The 16,103-nt window shown below is 71.1% G+C and carries 17 protein-coding genes and 1 tRNA gene; 7 read left to right on the top strand and 11 right to left on the bottom strand.

Going from position 1 to position 16,103, the window contains the following annotated elements; translation table 11 throughout:
- Positions 1-57: 57 nt before the first annotated feature.
- Together AB0E24_RS11950 and AB0E24_RS11945 are read right to left on the bottom strand one after the other, a co-directional pair.
- A complete protein-coding gene (locus tag AB0E24_RS11950) occupies positions 58-891 on the bottom strand; it encodes an RNA polymerase sigma factor SigF (RefSeq protein WP_069861030.1) in 834 nt (277 codons plus the stop codon).
- A 162-nt stretch (positions 892-1,053) separates the two neighbouring features.
- Complete coding sequence (locus tag AB0E24_RS11945) at positions 1,054-1,218, bottom strand: hypothetical protein (RefSeq protein ID WP_165556256.1); 165 nt, start codon at positions 1,216-1,218, stop codon at positions 1,054-1,056.
- A gap of 238 nt (positions 1,219-1,456) precedes the next feature.
- Between AB0E24_RS11945 and AB0E24_RS11940 the strand changes: the two genes are divergently transcribed.
- Complete coding sequence (locus AB0E24_RS11940; protein WP_069861029.1) at positions 1,457-2,482, top strand: 6-phosphofructokinase; 1,026 nt, start codon at positions 1,457-1,459, stop codon at positions 2,480-2,482.
- 10 nt (positions 2,483-2,492) lie between these two features.
- Here the strand turns inward: AB0E24_RS11940 and AB0E24_RS11935 are convergent, their stop codons facing one another.
- Positions 2,493-3,377, bottom strand: coding sequence for a universal stress protein (locus AB0E24_RS11935; RefSeq protein ID WP_359376405.1), 885 nt, complete (start codon positions 3,375-3,377; stop codon positions 2,493-2,495).
- 339 nt (positions 3,378-3,716) lie between these two features.
- On the opposite strand from AB0E24_RS11935, the gene AB0E24_RS11930 reads away from it, so the two are divergent.
- Complete coding sequence (locus AB0E24_RS11930) at positions 3,717-5,150, top strand: DUF6777 domain-containing protein (RefSeq protein ID WP_359376402.1); 1,434 nt, start codon at positions 3,717-3,719, stop codon at positions 5,148-5,150.
- Between the two features lie 86 nt (positions 5,151-5,236).
- Here the strand turns inward: AB0E24_RS11930 and AB0E24_RS11925 are convergent.
- The 4 genes from AB0E24_RS11925 to AB0E24_RS11910 form a co-directional block, all read right to left on the bottom strand.
- Positions 5,237-5,323 (bottom strand) — tRNA-Ser (locus tag AB0E24_RS11925).
- 102 nt (positions 5,324-5,425) lie between these two features.
- Positions 5,426-5,926, bottom strand: a complete 501-nt coding sequence (gene tadA / locus AB0E24_RS11920; RefSeq protein WP_069861026.1) for a tRNA adenosine(34) deaminase TadA — start codon at positions 5,924-5,926, stop codon at positions 5,426-5,428.
- Positions 5,927-6,089: 163 nt separating this feature from the next.
- Positions 6,090-6,605: a tRNA adenosine deaminase-associated protein gene (locus AB0E24_RS11915; protein ID WP_069861025.1), complete on the bottom strand. Its 516-nt coding sequence runs from the start codon at positions 6,603-6,605 to the stop codon at positions 6,090-6,092.
- Positions 6,606-6,807: 202 nt separating this feature from the next.
- A complete protein-coding gene (locus AB0E24_RS11910; protein WP_167459926.1) occupies positions 6,808-6,975 on the bottom strand; it encodes a hypothetical protein in 168 nt (55 codons plus the stop codon).
- A gap of 182 nt (positions 6,976-7,157) precedes the next feature.
- On the opposite strand from AB0E24_RS11910, the gene upp reads away from it, so the two are divergent.
- The gene (upp, locus tag AB0E24_RS11905; protein ID WP_020870138.1) at positions 7,158-7,793 is read left to right on the top strand and encodes a uracil phosphoribosyltransferase; all 636 of its coding nucleotides are present in this window, start codon (positions 7,158-7,160) and stop codon (positions 7,791-7,793) included.
- Between the two features lie 140 nt (positions 7,794-7,933).
- On the opposite strand, the gene AB0E24_RS11900 is transcribed toward upp, so the two are convergent.
- Positions 7,934-8,629, bottom strand: a complete 696-nt coding sequence (locus tag AB0E24_RS11900; RefSeq protein WP_232639763.1) for a LytR C-terminal domain-containing protein — start codon at positions 8,627-8,629, stop codon at positions 7,934-7,936.
- A gap of 137 nt (positions 8,630-8,766) precedes the next feature.
- Positions 8,767-9,066 carry a type II toxin-antitoxin system VapB family antitoxin gene (locus tag AB0E24_RS11895; RefSeq protein WP_014061825.1) on the bottom strand — a complete coding sequence of 100 codons (300 nt, stop codon included), beginning with the start codon at positions 9,064-9,066 and terminating at the stop codon, positions 8,767-8,769.
- A 350-nt stretch (positions 9,067-9,416) separates the two neighbouring features.
- On the opposite strand from AB0E24_RS11895, the gene AB0E24_RS11890 reads away from it, so the two are divergent.
- Complete coding sequence (locus AB0E24_RS11890; protein ID WP_359376396.1) at positions 9,417-11,015, top strand: SDR family oxidoreductase; 1,599 nt, start codon at positions 9,417-9,419, stop codon at positions 11,013-11,015.
- A gap of 42 nt (positions 11,016-11,057) precedes the next feature.
- Here the strand turns inward: AB0E24_RS11890 and AB0E24_RS11885 are convergent, their stop codons facing one another.
- A complete protein-coding gene (locus AB0E24_RS11885) occupies positions 11,058-12,338 on the bottom strand; it encodes a cytochrome P450 (RefSeq protein ID WP_347236378.1) in 1,281 nt (426 codons plus the stop codon).
- Positions 12,339-12,525: 187 nt separating this feature from the next.
- Here AB0E24_RS11885 and AB0E24_RS11880 point away from each other — a divergent pair, with 187 nt between their 5' ends.
- On the top strand, positions 12,526-12,939 hold the full coding sequence (locus AB0E24_RS11880; protein WP_069861022.1) for a BlaI/MecI/CopY family transcriptional regulator: 414 nt from the start codon (positions 12,526-12,528) through the stop codon (positions 12,937-12,939).
- Between the two features lie 3 nt (positions 12,940-12,942).
- On the top strand, positions 12,943-13,890 hold the full coding sequence (locus AB0E24_RS11875; protein WP_359376392.1) for a M56 family metallopeptidase: 948 nt from the start codon (positions 12,943-12,945) through the stop codon (positions 13,888-13,890).
- A gap of 137 nt (positions 13,891-14,027) precedes the next feature.
- Here AB0E24_RS11875 and AB0E24_RS11870 read toward each other — a convergent pair whose 3' ends face one another.
- Entirely contained in the window at positions 14,028-14,483 is a 456-nt protein-coding gene (locus tag AB0E24_RS11870) for a tellurite resistance TerB family protein (protein ID WP_069861020.1), read from the bottom strand.
- Positions 14,484-14,797: 314 nt separating this feature from the next.
- Here AB0E24_RS11870 and AB0E24_RS11865 point away from each other — a divergent pair, with 314 nt between their 5' ends.
- The gene (locus AB0E24_RS11865; protein ID WP_069861019.1) at positions 14,798-15,970 is read left to right on the top strand and encodes an acyltransferase family protein; all 1,173 of its coding nucleotides are present in this window, start codon (positions 14,798-14,800) and stop codon (positions 15,968-15,970) included.
- The last annotated feature ends 133 nt before the right edge of the window (positions 15,971-16,103 follow it).

Here is a 16,103-nt window from a genome sequence, read left to right as displayed (position 1 = left end):
GTAGCGCCATGTCGACATTACAGCCTCGAAGCCCCGGGCGGAGGTCCCTCGCAAGGATCAGGACTCGATCCGGTTCGCGGATCTCAGCCGGGCGAAGCTCCGGGACAGCAGCCGGGACACATGCATCTGGGAGACACCGAGCTCGGCACTGATCTGAGATTGCGTCAGATTGCTGTAGTAACGAAGCAAAAGGATACGCTGTTCGCGCTCGGGCAGTTGTACGAGGAGGTGGCGCACCAGATCGCGGTGCTCGACTCCGGCGAGCGCCGGGTCCTCGTAGCCGAGCCGGTCGACCAGTCCCGGCAGCCCGTCGCCCTCCTGGGCGGCCTCCAGGGAGGTGGCGTGATACGAGCGGCCCGCCTCGATGCAGGCGAGCACCTCCTCCTCGCTGAGCCTGAGCCGTTCGGCGATCTCGGCCGTCGTCGGGGAGCGGCCGTGCAGCACGGTCAGATCCTCGGTCGCGCCGTTGACCTGCACCCATAGCTCATGCAACCGGCGCGGCACATGGACGGTGCGGACGTTGTCGCGGAAGTAGCGCTTGATCTCGCCGACGACGGTCGGCATGGCGAAGGTCGGGAACTGCACCCCGCGGTCCGGGTCGAACCGGTCGATCGCGTTGATCAGGCCGATGGTGCCGACCTGGATCACGTCCTCCATGGGCTCGTTGCGGCTGCGGAAGCGGGCCGCGGCGTAGCGGACCAGCGGCAGATTGGCCTCGATGAGCGCGGCGCGCACGCGGGCGTGCTCGGGGGTTCCGGGGGTGAGGTCCGACAGTTCGGCGAAGAGCACCTGGGTGAGCGCTCTGGCGTCGGCCCCGCGGCTTCTGCCGCTTTCGGTGCCGCCATCGCCCTGGGGCGGGGTTCTGGGCGCGGTACGGGCCGACACGGTCACGCCACCCCTTCACGATGTACTCACCCGGCAAAAGCGGTCATAGCATCACAAGACATGTGCACTGTGTGCAAGCACCGCTTTACCACGTGTTGGTGGAGGAATCGCTCAATAAGGGGCTGGTAGGGGCAGGGGTTCGAGGGTGGCCGACGGGAGGGGGCGAGGTCAGTTGGTCAGTTCCGTCATGAACTCACCGACGCTCTTGGCGGCGTCCGATATGCCCTCGAAACCGACCTGAACGAGGTCGGCCGCCCGGGCCGGCGTCTTGATGATCGTGTACAGCACGAAGACGATCAGCATATAGAGCGCGATTTTCTTCGCCTGGGCCATTTGTGCTGCCTCTCCCCGCTGTGCCCTTATGCAGTTGCGAGAGTCTATCCACACCTCTGGCGCATCAGTCGTATCAGTCGGATGAACAGACCGGTGTTGTGGGGACACCCCTACGCCGGTGTGGGCGCCGCGCTACATATGGGTGGATTCTGGAGGAAGCTGGAGGAAGAGGGGGTGGCAGGAGTGGCGCCGGAAGGAGCGGCGGCGGTGGCTCGCGCCGTCGGCGGAGGGAGCGGAGATGCGTGTCGGTGTGCTGACCGGCGGCGGTGACTGCCCCGGGCTCAACGCCGCGATTCGCGGCATCGTCCGGAAGGGCGTGGAGGTCCACGGCTTCGACTTCGTCGGGGTGCGGGACGGCTGGCGCGGTGCGCTCGAAGGAGCCGTCGTGCCGCTGGACGTCCCGGCCGTGCGCGGCATCCTGCCGCGTGGCGGCACCATCCTCGGCTCCTCCCGGACCAACCCCCTGGCCAGCGAGGACGGTGTCGGCCGGGTGCGGGAGACCCTCGCCGAGCACGAGGTGGACGCGCTCATCGCGATCGGCGGCGAGGACACGCTCGGAGTCGCCGCCGCGCTGGGAGGCGAGGGCATCCGGGTGGTCGGAGTGCCCAAGACGATCGACAACGACGTGGCCGGCACCGACTACACCTTCGGCTTCGACACCGCCGTCAATATCGCCACCGAGGCGATCGACCGGCTGCACACCACGGCCGAATCCCACACCCGCACCCTGGTGGTCGAGGTGATGGGGCGGCATGCGGGCTGGATCGCGCTGCACTCGGGCATCGCGGGCGGTGCCAATGCCATCCTCATCCCCGAGCAGCCCTTCGACATCGACCAGGTCTGCGCCTGGGTGGAGAACCGCTTCAAGATCCGGTACGCACCGATCGTGGTGGTGGCGGAGGGGGCCGTGCCGAAGCAGGGGCAGATGGTGGTCAAGGACTCCAGTCTGGACGCGTTCGGCCATGTCCGGCTGTCCGGTATCGGCGAGTGGCTGGCCCATGAGATCGCCGCTCACACCGGCAAGGAGGCCCGCACCACGGTCCTGGGCCATATCCAGCGCGGTGGGACGCCCAGCGCCTTCGACCGCTGGCTGGCCACCCGCTTCGGACTGCGCGCGATCGACACGGTCAAGGACCAGGACTTCGGCATGATGGTCGCGCTGCGCGGCACGGATATCGTGCGCATACCGCTCACCGAGGCCACGGTGGGCACCAAGGCCGTCGATCCCTCGCTCTACTCCGAATTCGGGGTGTTCTTCGGCTGAGGCCGGGCGCTCATGGCGCGGGCTGGGGTGCGACCGCCACCGGGCAGTGGGCGTGGTGCAGTACGGCATGGGCCACCGGCCCCAGCCGCAGCTCGGTCGGCCGGGCGGGAGCGCGGCGCCCGATCACCAGCAGCCCGGCCCGCTCCGAGGACCGCACCAGCGCCTCCGCCGGATTGAGCAGAATGACGTCCGGCACCACGGTGACCTCCGGGCAACTCTCCCGCCAGGGCCGCAGGGCGTCGGAGACCGCCTGGCTCTCCTGGTCCTCCCACATCGCGCGGTCCTCCTCCAGGGCCGTGAGCATCCAGGCCGACGGGGCGGCCGGGGGCAGCGCCCAGGCGTGCACCACCCGCAGCGGGACGCCCCGCTCCCGGGCGGCGCGGAACGCGAAGCCGGTCGGCGCCTCCGCCGGGGCGTGCGCGTCGAAACCGAGCTGTACCTCGTCCGTATCGGCGCCGTCCCACGCGGCGCCCGTACGCCGTGCCTCCGGGACCGTGACCACGGTGCAGTCCGCCGTCGCCGCCACCCGCAGCGCCACGGAGCCCACCGCCAGCCCGTCGAAGCCGCCCCAGCCCCGGGACCCGACCACCAGCAGCCCGGCGCTCGCGGCGGCCGTGAGCAGCGCCTCGGCCGGTTCGTCGCCGGTGTGCTCCCCATCGATCCCGAGCTCCGGATGGCGGGCCCGGAAGTCGGCGACCGTCCGCCCGAGCATCTGCTCGCCCACGTTCTGCCAGGCGTCCACCCCGGGCACCGGCGAGACCCTGCGGGGCAGTGGCGGACAAGCGTGCACGAGCCGCAGCGCGGCCCCGCGCCGCGCCGCCTCCCGGGCGGCCCACTCGGCCGCCGTAAGGCTGCGCCGCGATCCGTCGACCCCCGCCACGACCGGGCCGCTCATCCGGTCCTCCTCGGCTGCCGTACGTTCTCCTGGTCGCTGCCCTGGCTGTTCCGCCGGCCGTTCTCCCGTCCGTTCCCCTGCCAACTGGAGCATGTCCGTTTAGTCTAGATATGCGGCGAGCATCCGACATGGTCGGAGGGTGTGCCGCGGATAGGCCGCGAGGGGTAGTGACCGCCCCCGGTCCGGGTGCACCCCGGACCGGGGGCGGTTCTGCGAGCGGCGACGGTCAAACGCGGGCCAAGTCCCCCAAAGGTGGGGTGAGATGTCAAGGTTTCGGGGGAAGCGGGGGTGTACGAGGCGAGCGCACGATTGGAGCCGAGGTAAGGGAAGGAGAGGGAAATGCGCTCGATCTCATGGCACCTCACCTCGCGTCGTTCAGCAGTCGTCGTCGGTTTCGTCGTCGTGGTCGCCGTCGTGGTGGTCCTTGGGATGGTCTCCTCCTCCGAAAAGGCGTCCGGGGAAGCCACCGGAGAGACGTCCGGGGAAGCCCCCCGATACGGCTCGACGGTCGAATACCGGCGGGAACCCGTCGGAAAGACCTCGGTCCCCGCTTTCACCTCCTCCGCGGGGCATGACCGCAAACACGTGGTGTCGCCCTCCAATGGAGGCCGGGCCTTCCGCGGCAACACCCCGGGTCTCTACGCCGGGATCCGGAACCGGCAGCCCTGCGACCGGCAGGGGCTTACGCACGACCTCGACGCCGACAAGCGGAGGGGCGCCGCCTGGAGCAAGGTCCAGCACATCTCGCCCGACCAGATCTCCGCTTTCGTCCAACGGCTCACGAGCGTCACCCTGCGCTCCGACACCTATGCGAAGACCTACGGTTTCCGCGGTGGGGTGAAGCCGGTGTCGGCCGTCCTTCAGGCCGGCACGGCGGTTTTCGTCGATGAGCGCGGTCTGCCCGTCGTGAAATGCGACTCCGGAAATCCCGTCAGGGCCTCGGCCCCGCCGCGCAACGCCAAGCCGACCTTCACCGGACCCGAGTGGAACGGCTTCTCCCGGAGCACGGTGACCGTCATCCGGCCGGCCTCGAAGAACGTCAAGAGCCTTGTGCTGGTGGGGATCGGGAAATCCCAGTTGCTGAAGCGCCCGCTCGGTGACGGCGACGGCAGCAGCAACCCGCGGGACACGGTGCTGGCGCGCGCCGACTACCCCTCCTACCTGGCGATGCCGGGCGCGCAGCACGCCCCCCGGCTGCGGGAAGCGCCGAAGGTCACCATGAAGCCGTCCGACCGGTTCACCCCGCTGGAGACCGAGCGCCCGTCCGGGACGCCTTCGCAGCAGTCCCAGCCCTCCGACGAGCCGACGGATCCCGGCCAGCAGCCGCAGGACCAGCCCTCGGACCAGCCCCAGGACCAACCGCAGGATCAGCCGTCGGACCCCGGTCAGCAGCCGCCGCAGGACCAGCCCTCGGATCCCGGTCAGCAGCCGCCGCAGGACCAGCCGTCGGACCCGGGCCAGCAGCAGCCGCAGGATCAGCCCTCGGACCAACCGCAGGACCAGCCCCAGCAGCAGCCTCAGCCCCCGCCGAACCAGCCTCCGCCCAATCAGCCGCCCCCGAACCAGCCGCCCCCGAATCAACCGCCGCCCAACCAGCCCCCGCCGAACCCGCCTCCGCCGCCTCCGCCGCCTCCGCCGCCGCCCAACCAGCCGCCGCCCAACCAACCTCCGCCGAACCAGCCGCCCCCGAACCAACCTCCGCCGAACCAGCCCCCGCCCCAGCCTCCGCAGCAGGACCCGAACCAGCAGCAGCCGCCACCGTCGGGCCCCTGACGGGAGGAACGTCCCCGGGCGACCACACACCCGCAACACAACACGTAGGGCCCGGCTCTGATGAGCCGGGCCCTACGTTCTTCGAGCGGTAGCGGTGGGATTTGAACCCACGGAGGAGTTGCCCCCTCACGCGCTTTCGAGGCGCGCTCCTTCGGCCGCTCGGACACGCTACCGAGGGAGAGCCTAGCGGACGGGCGGCCGGTAACCGAAATCGGTTCCGGGACGGGGCCGGGACAGGACCGGATCGGGGCCGTATCGGGGCCCGGCCGAGGACGTCAGGGCTTGCGGAAGAAGTCGGTCAACGGGGCCGCGCATGCCTCCGCCAGGACGCCCGCGATGACCTCGGGGCGGTGGTTGAGGCGGCGGTCGCGGACGACGTCCCAGAGGGAGCCGACCGCGCCGGCCTTCTCGTCCACGGCGCCGTAGACCAGCCGGTCGAGACGGGACAGGACGATCGCGCCGGCGCACATCGTGCAGGGCTCCAGGGTGACCACCAGGGTGCAGCCGGTCAGCCGCCAGCCACCGAGGCGGCGGGCGGCGGCTCGGAGGGCGAGGACCTCGGCGTGGGCCGTGGGGTCGCCGTGGGCCTCGCGCTCGTTGCGGCCGCGGCCGAGTACCGCGCCGTCCGGGCCCAGCACGACGGCGCCGACCGGCACATCTCCCGTCTCGGGTGCCCGAACCGCCTCCTCCAGCGCCAGGCGCATAGGGGAGCGCCAGGGGTCGCGCAGGGGGTCGGGGTCGGGGCCGGGCAGGAGGCCGGTCAGCGGATCGCTCATGACGTCAGTGCGGATCGTTTCGTGCGGTTCGGATCGGTTCAGGTCGTACCGGACGTGCCGGACGTACGAGTCGTGCCGGTCGTACGGGTCGCGTCGTACGGGTCGTACGGGTCGTGCGGATCGGTGCGGTGACGGGGTGGGCGGGATCGGCGGGCGGCGGCGGTCAGCGCACCGCCTCCAGCCCCTCCATGCTGCAACCCAGCATCTCGGCGATCGATTCGAGGGCGTCCCCGTCGAGGGCCTTCAGCTCCTTCTCGTCCATGCCGAGGTCGGCCAGGATGTCGGCGTCGCCGAGCGGGCCGATCGGGACCGGGGCGTCGTCGGCGTCCTCGTCGTCCCGGTCCGGCTCGCCGTCCTCGGTGCCGTCCAGGTCGACCAGGCTGTCCAGATCGTCGTCGGGGTCCCGGCCCAGCAACTCGTCGGTGAGCATCGAGCCGTACGAGGTGCGGGCGGCCGCTGCCGCGTCCGATACATAGATGTGCGGGTCGTCCTCGCCGTCCACGCGGACGACGCCGAACCACGCGTCTTCGTGCTCGATGAACGCCAATACCGTGTCGTCATCCTTCGCGGCCAGACGGGCCAGTTCGATCAGATCCGTCAGGGTTTCCACGTCATCGAGCTCTGTGTCGCTCGCTTCCCACCCTTCTGCGGTGCGCGCGAGCAATGCGGCGAAGTACACCGTGACTCTCCCACTGGTCATAGGCGTGCCGGGGGCGGGCGGGACAGTGTCCCGCCCCAATCGGAATCGTGGCAGAAACCGTCGCTTCGCGAGAGGTCTTCCACGCTGCGTCGTGCACCAGTCCAAAGAGATGTGGCTCACGCGGACGGAATCGAAACGCGCGGAAACCGTCTCCGGCGGTTCGGCGGAAACTCACCAGGGCTCACCAGGAGAACGTCCGCAGGTGTATCGCACGGCGCATCCGGGCCGCGCGGGCCTGGCGGGGACGCACCTGGTTCCGTACCGCCCTGGCCTCGTTCAGCGCGCGCAGGAAGCGTTCGCGACGGCGGCGGCGGTCCGCGGAGGTTTCCATCGCGGTCGCGTCGGCCATGGTCACATCACTCCTCGGGGCCGAGGTGATCGCCCGGCGGCAGCCCGGGCGCTCCTGCCCACTTTCCCCCGAATCGGCGGTTTGATGCCAGTACGGCGGCAGACGGTCGAGCGCGGCGGGGGCGCGCGGAAGGGGGTCACCGGCGACAGCCGGGCTCAGGGGGCTCGGTTAGTGTCATTGCCATGCGGATCCACGTCGTCGACCACCCGCTGGTGGCGCACAAACTCACCACGCTGCGCGACAAGCGCACCGACTCCCCCACCTTCCGGCGGCTCGCCGACGAACTGGTGACCCTGCTCGCGTACGAGGCCACCCGCGATGTGCGCACCGAGCAGGTCGACATCGAGACCCCGGTGACGGCCACGACCGGGGTGCGGCTGTCCCATCCGCGCCCCATGGTCGTGCCCATCCTGCGGGCCGGTCTCGGGATGCTCGACGGCATGGTGCGGCTGCTGCCCACCGCGGAGGTCGGCTTCCTGGGCATGATCCGGGACGAGGAGACGCTCCAGGCGTCCACCTACGCCACCCGGATGCCCGAGGACCTCTCCGGCCGTCAGGTGTACGTCCTGGACCCGATGCTCGCCACCGGCGGCACGCTGGTCGCCGCGATCAGGGAGCTGATATCGCGCGGCGCCGACGATGTGACCGCGCTGTGTCTGCTGGCGGCGCCCCAGGGCGTCGAGCTCATGGAGCGCGAGCTTGCGGGGGCGCCGGTGACGGTGGTCACCTCGTCCGTCGACGAGCGGCTCAACGAGCAGGGGTACATCGTGCCCGGGCTCGGCGACGCGGGTGACCGGATGTACGGGGCCGCGGGCTGAGCGCCTCTCAAGACGCGGGCTGAGCGCCTCTTGAAGGGGGTTCTCGGTTGGTCGGCGCCCGGCTCGGCGCCGATCTGGCCGGCGCCGAGCGATCCGCGCCAGGTGGGCGCCCACCCGGTGCGGGCCAGTGGCGGCCCGGGTCAGTGGCAGGGCGTTCCGGAGGGCGTGGGCGAAGGCTTGGCCAGGGCGGTCAGCGCCTTGTCGGCGTCCTTCTGCTTGACCAGGTCCTTGAAACCGTTGCCGATGATCAGGTCGATGTCCTTGCCGTCGCGCGCGTCGTTCTTGGTCTGGGCGCCGTTGAGCTGGGTGCCGAGCACATTGAAGGCCCCGTCGCCGGCGCCGGGGGCGCCGAGCAGCATCCCGGGGGACTTGACCTTCTTGTCGTACCGGGCCGGGGCGTTGCCCACTTTCCCGATCTTGAAGCCGCGCTTCTCGAGCTCCTCGGCGGTGTCCTTGGCGAGGCCGGATCGCGTGGTCGCGTTGTAGACGTTCACCGTGATCTGCGAGGGCTTCGGCAGCTTCCCGCCCGTGCGGCCGCCATGACCGCCCTGGCCGCTGTCGCCCCGGCCGGACTTCGCGTTGTTCTCGGCGGGGCCCTTGTCGCCGCGCTCGCACTCCCCGGTGCCGTTCGCCGCGCGGACCTTCTGGTCGCCGCTGTCGCCGGAGAAGACATCGATGAGCTGAAGTGTTCCCCAGCCGACCAGGCCGAGCGCCATGACCGAGCCGAACGAGGCGAACACCAGTCGCCGGCGGCTCCGGGGTCGGCTCATCCGCGGGTAGCGATCGCCCGTAATGCGGTACTTTCCGCCCATGCCGGGAGGGGTCAGCATGCTCATGTGCGCAGCGTAGTGCGGCCAGGTGGCGATGCCTACTAAATGATCAATGGTTGGTGCTCAGACCAACCCGAAAGGGCCAACAAAGATCGGAAGTCGATCAGCGGCGATCGGTCACCGGAGGACGCGCGGGGGCGTGGTCAGCCCTCGAGCTCCAGGACGCGCGCGTGCAGCACCTGGCGCTGCTGGAGCGCGGCGCGCACCGCACGGTGCAGCCCGTCCTCCAGATAGAGGTCGCCCTGCCATTTCACGACATGGGCGAAGAGGTCACCGTAGAACGTCGAGTCCTCCGCGAGCAGCGTCTCCAGGTCGAGCTGCTGCTTCGTCGTGACCAACTGGTCAAGACGTACCGGGCGTGGGGCGACATCCGCCCACTGGCGGGTGCTTTCCCGGCCGTGGTCGGGATAGGGCCGACCGTTTCCGATGCGCTTGAAGATCACACGGAAAGCCTACCGGGCCAGCCCCTCCCGGCGCAGCCAAGGAGCCCTAGTGCCGGGCCCGGGGCGGGCCCCGCGGCCCCCGGAAAACTGGAAAAAATGCTCGAAAAGGGCTAGGCGCTCATGGGGGGTCGGAGTAACGTAAATAACAGCCTGCGGGGCGAGCGAGGGAGCTCGACCGGAGAGACGCTCAGGACAGAGGACGTAAGTCCCCCGGAGTGTCTCCTAGATGGCCGGGCTGAGAGGCTGGAAGGTCGGGGAGACCGGAAAGCGACCTCCAACACCTGATACGGACAATGCCGCCGAAGGGAGCCCACCTCGCAGGTTTTGTCCTGCCCGCGCACCATGGCGTCATGGGTCTTCCCGAGCGTCCGCCGGAGCCGCACCGCGCATCCGAGCCGCACCGCACGCCGCAGCCGCACCGCTGCCTCGTCACCGGGGCCACCGGCTATATCGGCGGCAGGCTGGTCCCCGAGCTGCTGGCCGCGGGGCATCAGGTCCGGTGTGTGGCCCGCTCCCCCGAGAAGCTGCGCGACCACCCCTGGGCGGCGCGGGTGGAGACCGTACGCGGCGATGTGACCGACGAGGAGTCCCTGCGCGCCGCCATGGAGGGCGTGGACGTCGCGTACTACCTGGTCCACGCGCTGGGCACCGGACCCGGCTTCGAGGAGACCGACCGCCGCGCCGCCCGGATCTTCGGCGCTCGGGCCCGCGCCGCGGGGGTGCGCCGGATCGTCTATCTCGGCGGGCTGACCCCGTACGGCGTCCCCGAGCGCGCGCTCTCGCCCCATCTGCGGTCCCGGGCCGAGGTGGGGCGGGTGCTGCTGGACTCCGGGGTGCCGACGGCCGTTCTGCGGGCCGGGGTGATCATCGGCTCGGGTTCGGCCTCGTTCGAGATGCTGCGCTATCTCACCGAGCGGCTGCCGCTGATGGTGACGCCCCGCTGGGTGCGCACCCGCACCCAGCCGATCGCCGTCCGCGATGTGCTGCGGCTGCTGGTGGGCTGCGCCACGCTGCCGGACGAGGTGCACCGGGCCTTCGACATCGGCGGCCCCGACGTCCTCACCTACGGCGCCATGATGCAGCGGTACGCGGAGGTGACCGGGCTGCGGCGGCGCCTCATCGCACAGGTGCCGGTGCTCACCCCCGGGCTGTCCAGTCTGTGGGTCGGCCTGGTCACGCCCGTGCCCGGCGCCATCGCCCGCCCGCTGGTGGAGTCGCTGCGCCATGAGGTGGTGTGTGCCGAACGGGACATCACCCGCTATGTGCCCGATCCGCCGGGCGGGCCGCTCGGCGTGGACCGCGCCCTGGAGCTGGCCCTGCGGCGGATCCGTGACGCGGATGTGGCCACCCGCTGGTCCTCCGCCGCCACCCCCGGCGCGCCCAGCGATCCGCTGCCCACCGACCCCGACTGGGCGGGCGGCAGCCTCTACCAGGACCGTCGCGAGCGCGCGGTGGACGCCTCGCGGGAGGACGTGTGGCGGGTGGTGGAGGGGATCGGTGGTGAGAACGGCTGGTATTCGCTGCCGCTCGCCTGGGCGCTGCGCGGCTGGATCGACACCCTGGTGGGCGGCGTCGGGCTGCGCCGGGGCCGCCGGGACGCGGCGCGGCTCAGAGTGGGGGACAGCCTCGACTTCTGGCGGGTGGAGGAGGTCCGGCCGCCCCGGCTGCTGCGGCTGCGGGCCGAGATGCGGCTGCCGGGCCTGGCATGGCTGGAGATGGCGGTCGACGGGGACGCGCGGGGCCGGACGGTGTACCGGCAGCGGGCGCTGTTCCATCCGCGCGGCCTGGCCGGGCATCTCTACTGGTGGTCGGTCGCGCCTTTCCACGCCCTCGTCTTCGGGGGGATGGCCAGGAACATCGCCGCCCGGGCCGAGAAGGACGAGGCCGGGACGGAAACGGGCGGGAAGGGCGCGGACGGGAGGAGTGCGCCCGCGGTCCGCACGCGGTGAACCACGCCGCGGACCCCTTCGCCGCCATCCTGAGCCCCGCCGTCACCGCGACCCGTTCGGGGATCCGCCCGGCCGCAGCCCCTCGAAGGCGAGCGGCAGATGCCGTGGCCCGCGCAGCACCGCGTTGCGCCGGTAGGTCGGCGGGTCCTCCAGCAGCCGGGGCCCGTCCAGCCGGCGGGCCAGCTCGGTCAGCGCGATCTGCGCCTCCAGCCGGGCCAGCGGTGCGCCGAAGCAGCTGTGGACGCCGCTGCCGAAGCCGAGGTGCTGGTTGTCCCTGCGCTGGGGCTCGAATCGATCGGGGTCGAGGAAGCGCTGCGGATCGCGGTTGCCCGAGGCCAGCAGCAGCCAGACGGACGCCCCCCGGGGGATGGTCACGCCCGCGATGTCGATCTCGGAGAGCGGGGTGCGCCGGGGAAGCATCTGCACCGGCGGATCGAACCGCAGCAACTCCTCCACCAGTGGGACGACCAGATGGGGATCGTTGCGCAGCCGCGCGAGCACCTCGGGGTTGCGCAGCAGGGTCAGCATGCCGTTGGTGATCAGGTTGACGGTGGTCTCATGGCCCGCCACCAGCAGCAGCGCCGCGGTGCTCAGCAGCTCCACACGGCTCATCCGCCCCTCCGGGCCCTCCCAGCCGACCAGGGCCGAGAGCATGTCGTCGCCGGGTGTGCGGCGGCGCTCCTCGATCAGCTCGGACAGATACACCGCCAGATCCGTACGGGCCTGCCGGCTGATCCGCCGCCGCTCGGCGGCGTCCTCGTCCGCGTCCGGGTCGGGGTCCAGACCGGCGGCGACGGTGTCGGCCCAGGCGTGGAAGCGCGGCTCGTCCTCCCGCGGTACTCCGAGCAGCCGGCAGATCACGGTCACCGGGAAGGGGTAGGAGAAGTGGTCGACGAGGTCGATCCGGTCCCGGCCCTCGAAGCCGTCGATCAGCTCGCCGACGATACGCGTGAGCTCACCGCGCATGGTGTGGAGCCGGCGCGGGGTGTTCGGCGGGCCGAAGGGCGCCATGGCGAGGGAGCGCAGCCGGTCGTGCTCGGGCGGGTCCAGCCTCAGGAAGCTGGGCGGCAGCCCCGGCTCGTCCTCCTCGCCGTCCTCCTCGATCAGCTCCGGGGCGGCCCGGGGGTCCAGGTTGCGGGCGTCGGAGCTGAGCCGGGGGTCGTGCAGCAGACCGTGGATCTCCCAGTAGGTGGAGACGATGTACGGGCCCTCCTCGTCGTGCGCCACGGGCGTCTTGCGCAGCTCGGCGTAGAGCGGGTACGGGTCCGCACGATGCGCGTAGTCGGTGATCTGCCGCACGAGCGAGCCTTGCGTCTGCGTCATGGCTGAGTGAGTTCCTTCGTCGGGGTCGTCCCACTGCTCAGCATCGGCGAGGCGGCCCGGGGCCGCGCGTACAGCCAGGCCAATGGGGCGAACGGACGGCCGTGGTCCGGGCGAAGGAGGCGGCCGTCCACGGCTCGCTACCATGAAACGCCACGCGCCGGGCGCGTGCGGTGTGGAAGGAGACGGTGTGACGGACCACGACCGGACCGGCGGGCCCGGCTGGCCCCGCCGCCCCCGTCGGCGTGGCCAGGGCGAACTGGAGGCGCAGGTGCTCGTGGCGCTGCGCCGGGCGCCGGGGCCGGTGACCGCCGCATGGGTGCAGGAGCGGATCGAGGGCGAGCTCGCCTACACCACGGTCATGACCATCCTGTCCCGGCTGCACGCCAAGCAGGCCGTGACCCGTGAACGCGCGGGCCGCTCCTTCGTCTGGCGGGCGGCGTCGGACGAGGCGGGGCTCGCGGCGCTGCGGATGCGCCGGGTGCTGGACGGCCAGGACGACCGTGAGGCGGTCCTGGCCAGCTTTGTGACCGGGCTGACCCAGGACGACGAGCGGCTGCTGCGCGACCTGCTGAGCGACGTGGCGGAGGAGCCGGAGGGCTGACCGATGGGCGTCTTCGTCTTCCTCCCGCTGGTTCTGCCCTTGACGGCGCTGCCGATCGCCCGGCTCGCCGAACAGCATCTCCACCCGCGCACCGCCACCCGGCTGCTGACGCTCGTCGGCACCGTCCTCGCGGTGTGCTCCACGCTGTGCCTTGGGCTGCTGATGGTCGTCGGCACGGCGCAGCTGCCGGGCAATCCGCTGCCGGACAGCTGGTCGGACCCCGAAGTACGGGCCGCGGTGCCCTATGACGTGGTGGCCGGGAAGGCGGCGATCGGCGCGCTGGCGGCGGTGGCCGTCTCCTGTGCGGCCACCTGTCTGCGTCACTCGCGGGTGCGGCGGAACGCCTGGCTCGCGCTCGCCGGGCTGCCGGAGTCGCCGGTCGCGGTGCTGCCCGACGACAGGGCGTATGCGTACGCCCTGCCCGGGACCTCCGGGCGGACGGGGAAACCGGGCCGGATCGTCGTCTCCACCGGGATGCTGGACAGCCTCAGCACCCGCGAGCGGCGGGCCCTGATCGCGCATGAGCGGGCCCATCTGACCGCGCACCACCACCGCTATCTGCTGGGCGCGCAGCTCGCGGCGCGGGCCAACCCGCTGCTGCGGCCGCTGCGGGCCGCGGTGGACTACTGCGCCGAGCGCTGGGCGGACGAGGAGGCGGCCCGGGAGGTCGGCGACCGCCGGGTCACCGCGCGGGCGGTCGGCAAGGCCGCCCTGGTCTCGCGGGGCGCACCGGGGCCGGCGCTCGCGGGGTTCGCCGCGCCGGGGCCGGTGCCGCGCAGGGTCGCGGCGCTGCTGGGGCCGGTGCCGCCACCCCGGCACTGGCCGCCGACGTGGACGGCGGCGGGGCTGGCCCTGTGGATAGCGGCGGTGGGCACCGCCGCGTCCGCGCTGTCCTCGGCGAACGCGGCGGTCGCCCTGGTCCTCGTCCTGCACGCGGCGACCCCGCTCTAGGCCGCGCCCCTACGGTCTGCGGCCGGCGGCTTTGTGGTCTGCGGGGCGGCCTTACGGCTTGAGGGCCGCCTTACGGCTGGTGAGGCCGCCTCAGGGCTTACGGGACCGCCTTACGGTTTACCGGACCGCCTTACGGCTTACAGGTCGAACTCGGCGGGCGGGAGGTCCAGGGTGTAGCACGCCTCGCGGACCATGGCCTGCTCGCTCTTGTCGAAGTTGCCGTCGGCGCCGCCGATGACGATGCCGATCTGGACGACGGCGCGCGCCTCGGCGGGCTTCTTCTTGGCCTTGGCGACCTCCTGCATCACGCTCACCTTGCCGAACTCGAAGTCCGCGGTGAGCTTGTTGACGTAGTCGTTGAAGCGCCGCTGTAGGTCGTCGGCCGGGAAGTTCTGAAGCACCTCGTTGGTGGCGATCAGCTGGGCGACACGCTGCCGCTCGGACGGGTCGACCGAGCCGTCCGCCGCCGCCACCAGGGCACACATCGCCATGCTCGCATCGCGGAACGCACCGCTCTTCAAGTCGTTCTTCTTCGAGACGAGCTGAGTCTGCATCGTCTGGGCGGACTCCTTGATGCGGTCCCACAGGGCCATGGCCACTCACTCTCCATACGGTGGTTAGGATCTACAGTTGTGTAGAAGCTAGCAGGCGGGGCCGGTCAAGGCGGGGCGGATCGGCCCCCTTCGTCACTCTGTGAACTACCCGGAGAGGTAAACAAGTTCCCAAGTCGAGGAGGTGACGGATGCGCTGGGCTGGGCGTAAACCCTTGTACGCGAGAGCTGAGCCTTTTGGGGCGAGGCTCGGCGGGCGCCACTATGGTGCATGGAATGTTCCACTCCGCAACCCTCCGCCGAAACCTAGAAAGAGGCAGCATTTCCCCCGCAGGTTCCCCGGGAGGCTGTATGTGATGAACGTCTCGTCCTTACTGCCCGCGCGGCGGGCACCGGCGTCCCCGCCCCCCGAGGCCGCACCGGCCTCGTCCCCCGCGCCGAAACAACGTGACGCGTTCTTCGACAACGCCAAGTACCTGGCGATCGTGCTGGTCGCGATGGGGCATGCGTGGGAGCCCCTGCGCGGCGGCAGCAGAGCGGCGTCCGCGCTCTATATGACCGTCTACACGTTCCATATGCCGGCGTTCATTCTCATCTCCGGGTACTTCTCCCGGAATTTCGATCTCCGGCCGGACCGGCTCAAACGACTGATCACGGGTATCGCCGTCCCGTACGTCCTCTTCGAGGTCGCGTACACCTTCTTCAAGCGGTGGGCGGACGACGATCCGTCCTATCCGATCAGTCTGCTCGACCCCTGGTATCTGACCTGGTTCCTGATCGCGCTCTTCGTCTGGCGGCTGACGACACCGCTGTGGCGGATCGTGCGGTGGCCGGTGGCGCTGGCTCTCGGTGTCGCCGCGCTCGCCGCCTGCTCACCGAACATCGGTGACGACCTCGATCTCCAGCGGGTGCTCCAGTTCCTGCCCTTCTTCGTGGTGGGGCTGCATATGCGGCCGGAGCACTTCCGGATGATCCGGCGGCGTGCGGTCAGACGGCTGTCGGTGCCGGTGGTCGCCGCCGCGCTGGTCTTTGCCTACTGGGCCGTACCGCGGATGAACCCGGAGTGGTTCTACCGCCGGGACAGCGCGCAGGAGCTCGGTGCGCCGTGGTGGGTCGGCACGGTGATGACGTTCGCCCTCTTCGGCTGCTCCATGGTGCTCACCGTGTGCTTCCTCGCCTGGGTGCCCCGGCGCCGGATGTGGTTCACGGTGCTCGGCGCCGGGACGCTGTACGGCTATCTGCTGCACGGCTTCCTCGCCAAGGGCTCCCGCTTCTGGGACTGGTACGACCACCCGTGGCTGCACCGGCCGCTGGGGGAGATCGTGGTGACGGCGGTGGCCGTGGCCGTGGTGACCGCCCTGTGCACACCACCCGTCCAGCGGATGTTCCGGTTCGCGATGGAGCCGCGGATGGAGTGGGCCTTCCGGCCGACCGGGAGATCCGGCGGCGGACCCTCCGAGCAGGGTGGCTCCGCCCCCGCGGTGCCCGTCGGGGCCCAGGCGGCCGGCCGCTCCCACGGCCCGGAATGAGCCGTCGGCGCGCCTCCTCACCTTGCGGTGAGGGGGCGCAACCCCTGGCGGAGCGGGTTGCGCGGGATCTGTTCGACGCGGGCTTCGTCGTAGCGAGAAGTCAGGCGTTCAGGTTCGAGGAGTTCTACCACTC

This window comes from Streptomyces malaysiensis subsp. malaysiensis (genome assembly GCF_040653035.1).
In the GTDB taxonomy this organism is placed as follows: Bacteria; Actinomycetota; Actinomycetes; order Streptomycetales; family Streptomycetaceae; genus Streptomyces; species Streptomyces malaysiensis.
This window is presented reverse-complemented; position numbering and strand designations above follow the sequence as displayed.

Coding starts and splice junctions, on each gene's coding strand:
- AB0E24_RS11945 (WP_165556256.1), bottom strand. CDS start 1,218: ATGGCCCAGGCGAAGAAAATCGCGCTCTATATGCTGATCGTCTTCGTG.
- AB0E24_RS11940 (WP_069861029.1), top strand. CDS start 1,457: ATGCGTGTCGGTGTGCTGACCGGCGGCGGTGACTGCCCCGGGCTCAAC.
- AB0E24_RS11935 (WP_359376405.1), bottom strand. CDS start 3,377: ATGAGCGGCCCGGTCGTGGCGGGGGTCGACGGATCGCGGCGCAGCCTT.
- AB0E24_RS11930 (WP_359376402.1), top strand. CDS start 3,717: ATGCGCTCGATCTCATGGCACCTCACCTCGCGTCGTTCAGCAGTCGTC.
- tadA (WP_069861026.1), bottom strand. CDS start 5,926: ATGAGCGATCCGCTGACCGGCCTCCTGCCCGGCCCCGACCCCGACCCC.
- AB0E24_RS11910 (WP_167459926.1), bottom strand. CDS start 6,975: ATGGCCGACGCGACCGCGATGGAAACCTCCGCGGACCGCCGCCGCCGT.
- upp (WP_020870138.1), top strand. CDS start 7,158: ATGCGGATCCACGTCGTCGACCACCCGCTGGTGGCGCACAAACTCACC.
- AB0E24_RS11900 (WP_232639763.1), bottom strand. CDS start 8,629: ATGAGCATGCTGACCCCTCCCGGCATGGGCGGAAAGTACCGCATTACG.
- AB0E24_RS11890 (WP_359376396.1), top strand. CDS start 9,417: ATGGGTCTTCCCGAGCGTCCGCCGGAGCCGCACCGCGCATCCGAGCCG.
- AB0E24_RS11885 (WP_347236378.1), bottom strand. CDS start 12,338: ATGACGCAGACGCAAGGCTCGCTCGTGCGGCAGATCACCGACTACGCG.
- AB0E24_RS11875 (WP_359376392.1), top strand. CDS start 12,943: ATGGGCGTCTTCGTCTTCCTCCCGCTGGTTCTGCCCTTGACGGCGCTG.
- AB0E24_RS11870 (WP_069861020.1), bottom strand. CDS start 14,483: ATGGCCCTGTGGGACCGCATCAAGGAGTCCGCCCAGACGATGCAGACT.
- AB0E24_RS11865 (WP_069861019.1), top strand. CDS start 14,798: ATGAACGTCTCGTCCTTACTGCCCGCGCGGCGGGCACCGGCGTCCCCG.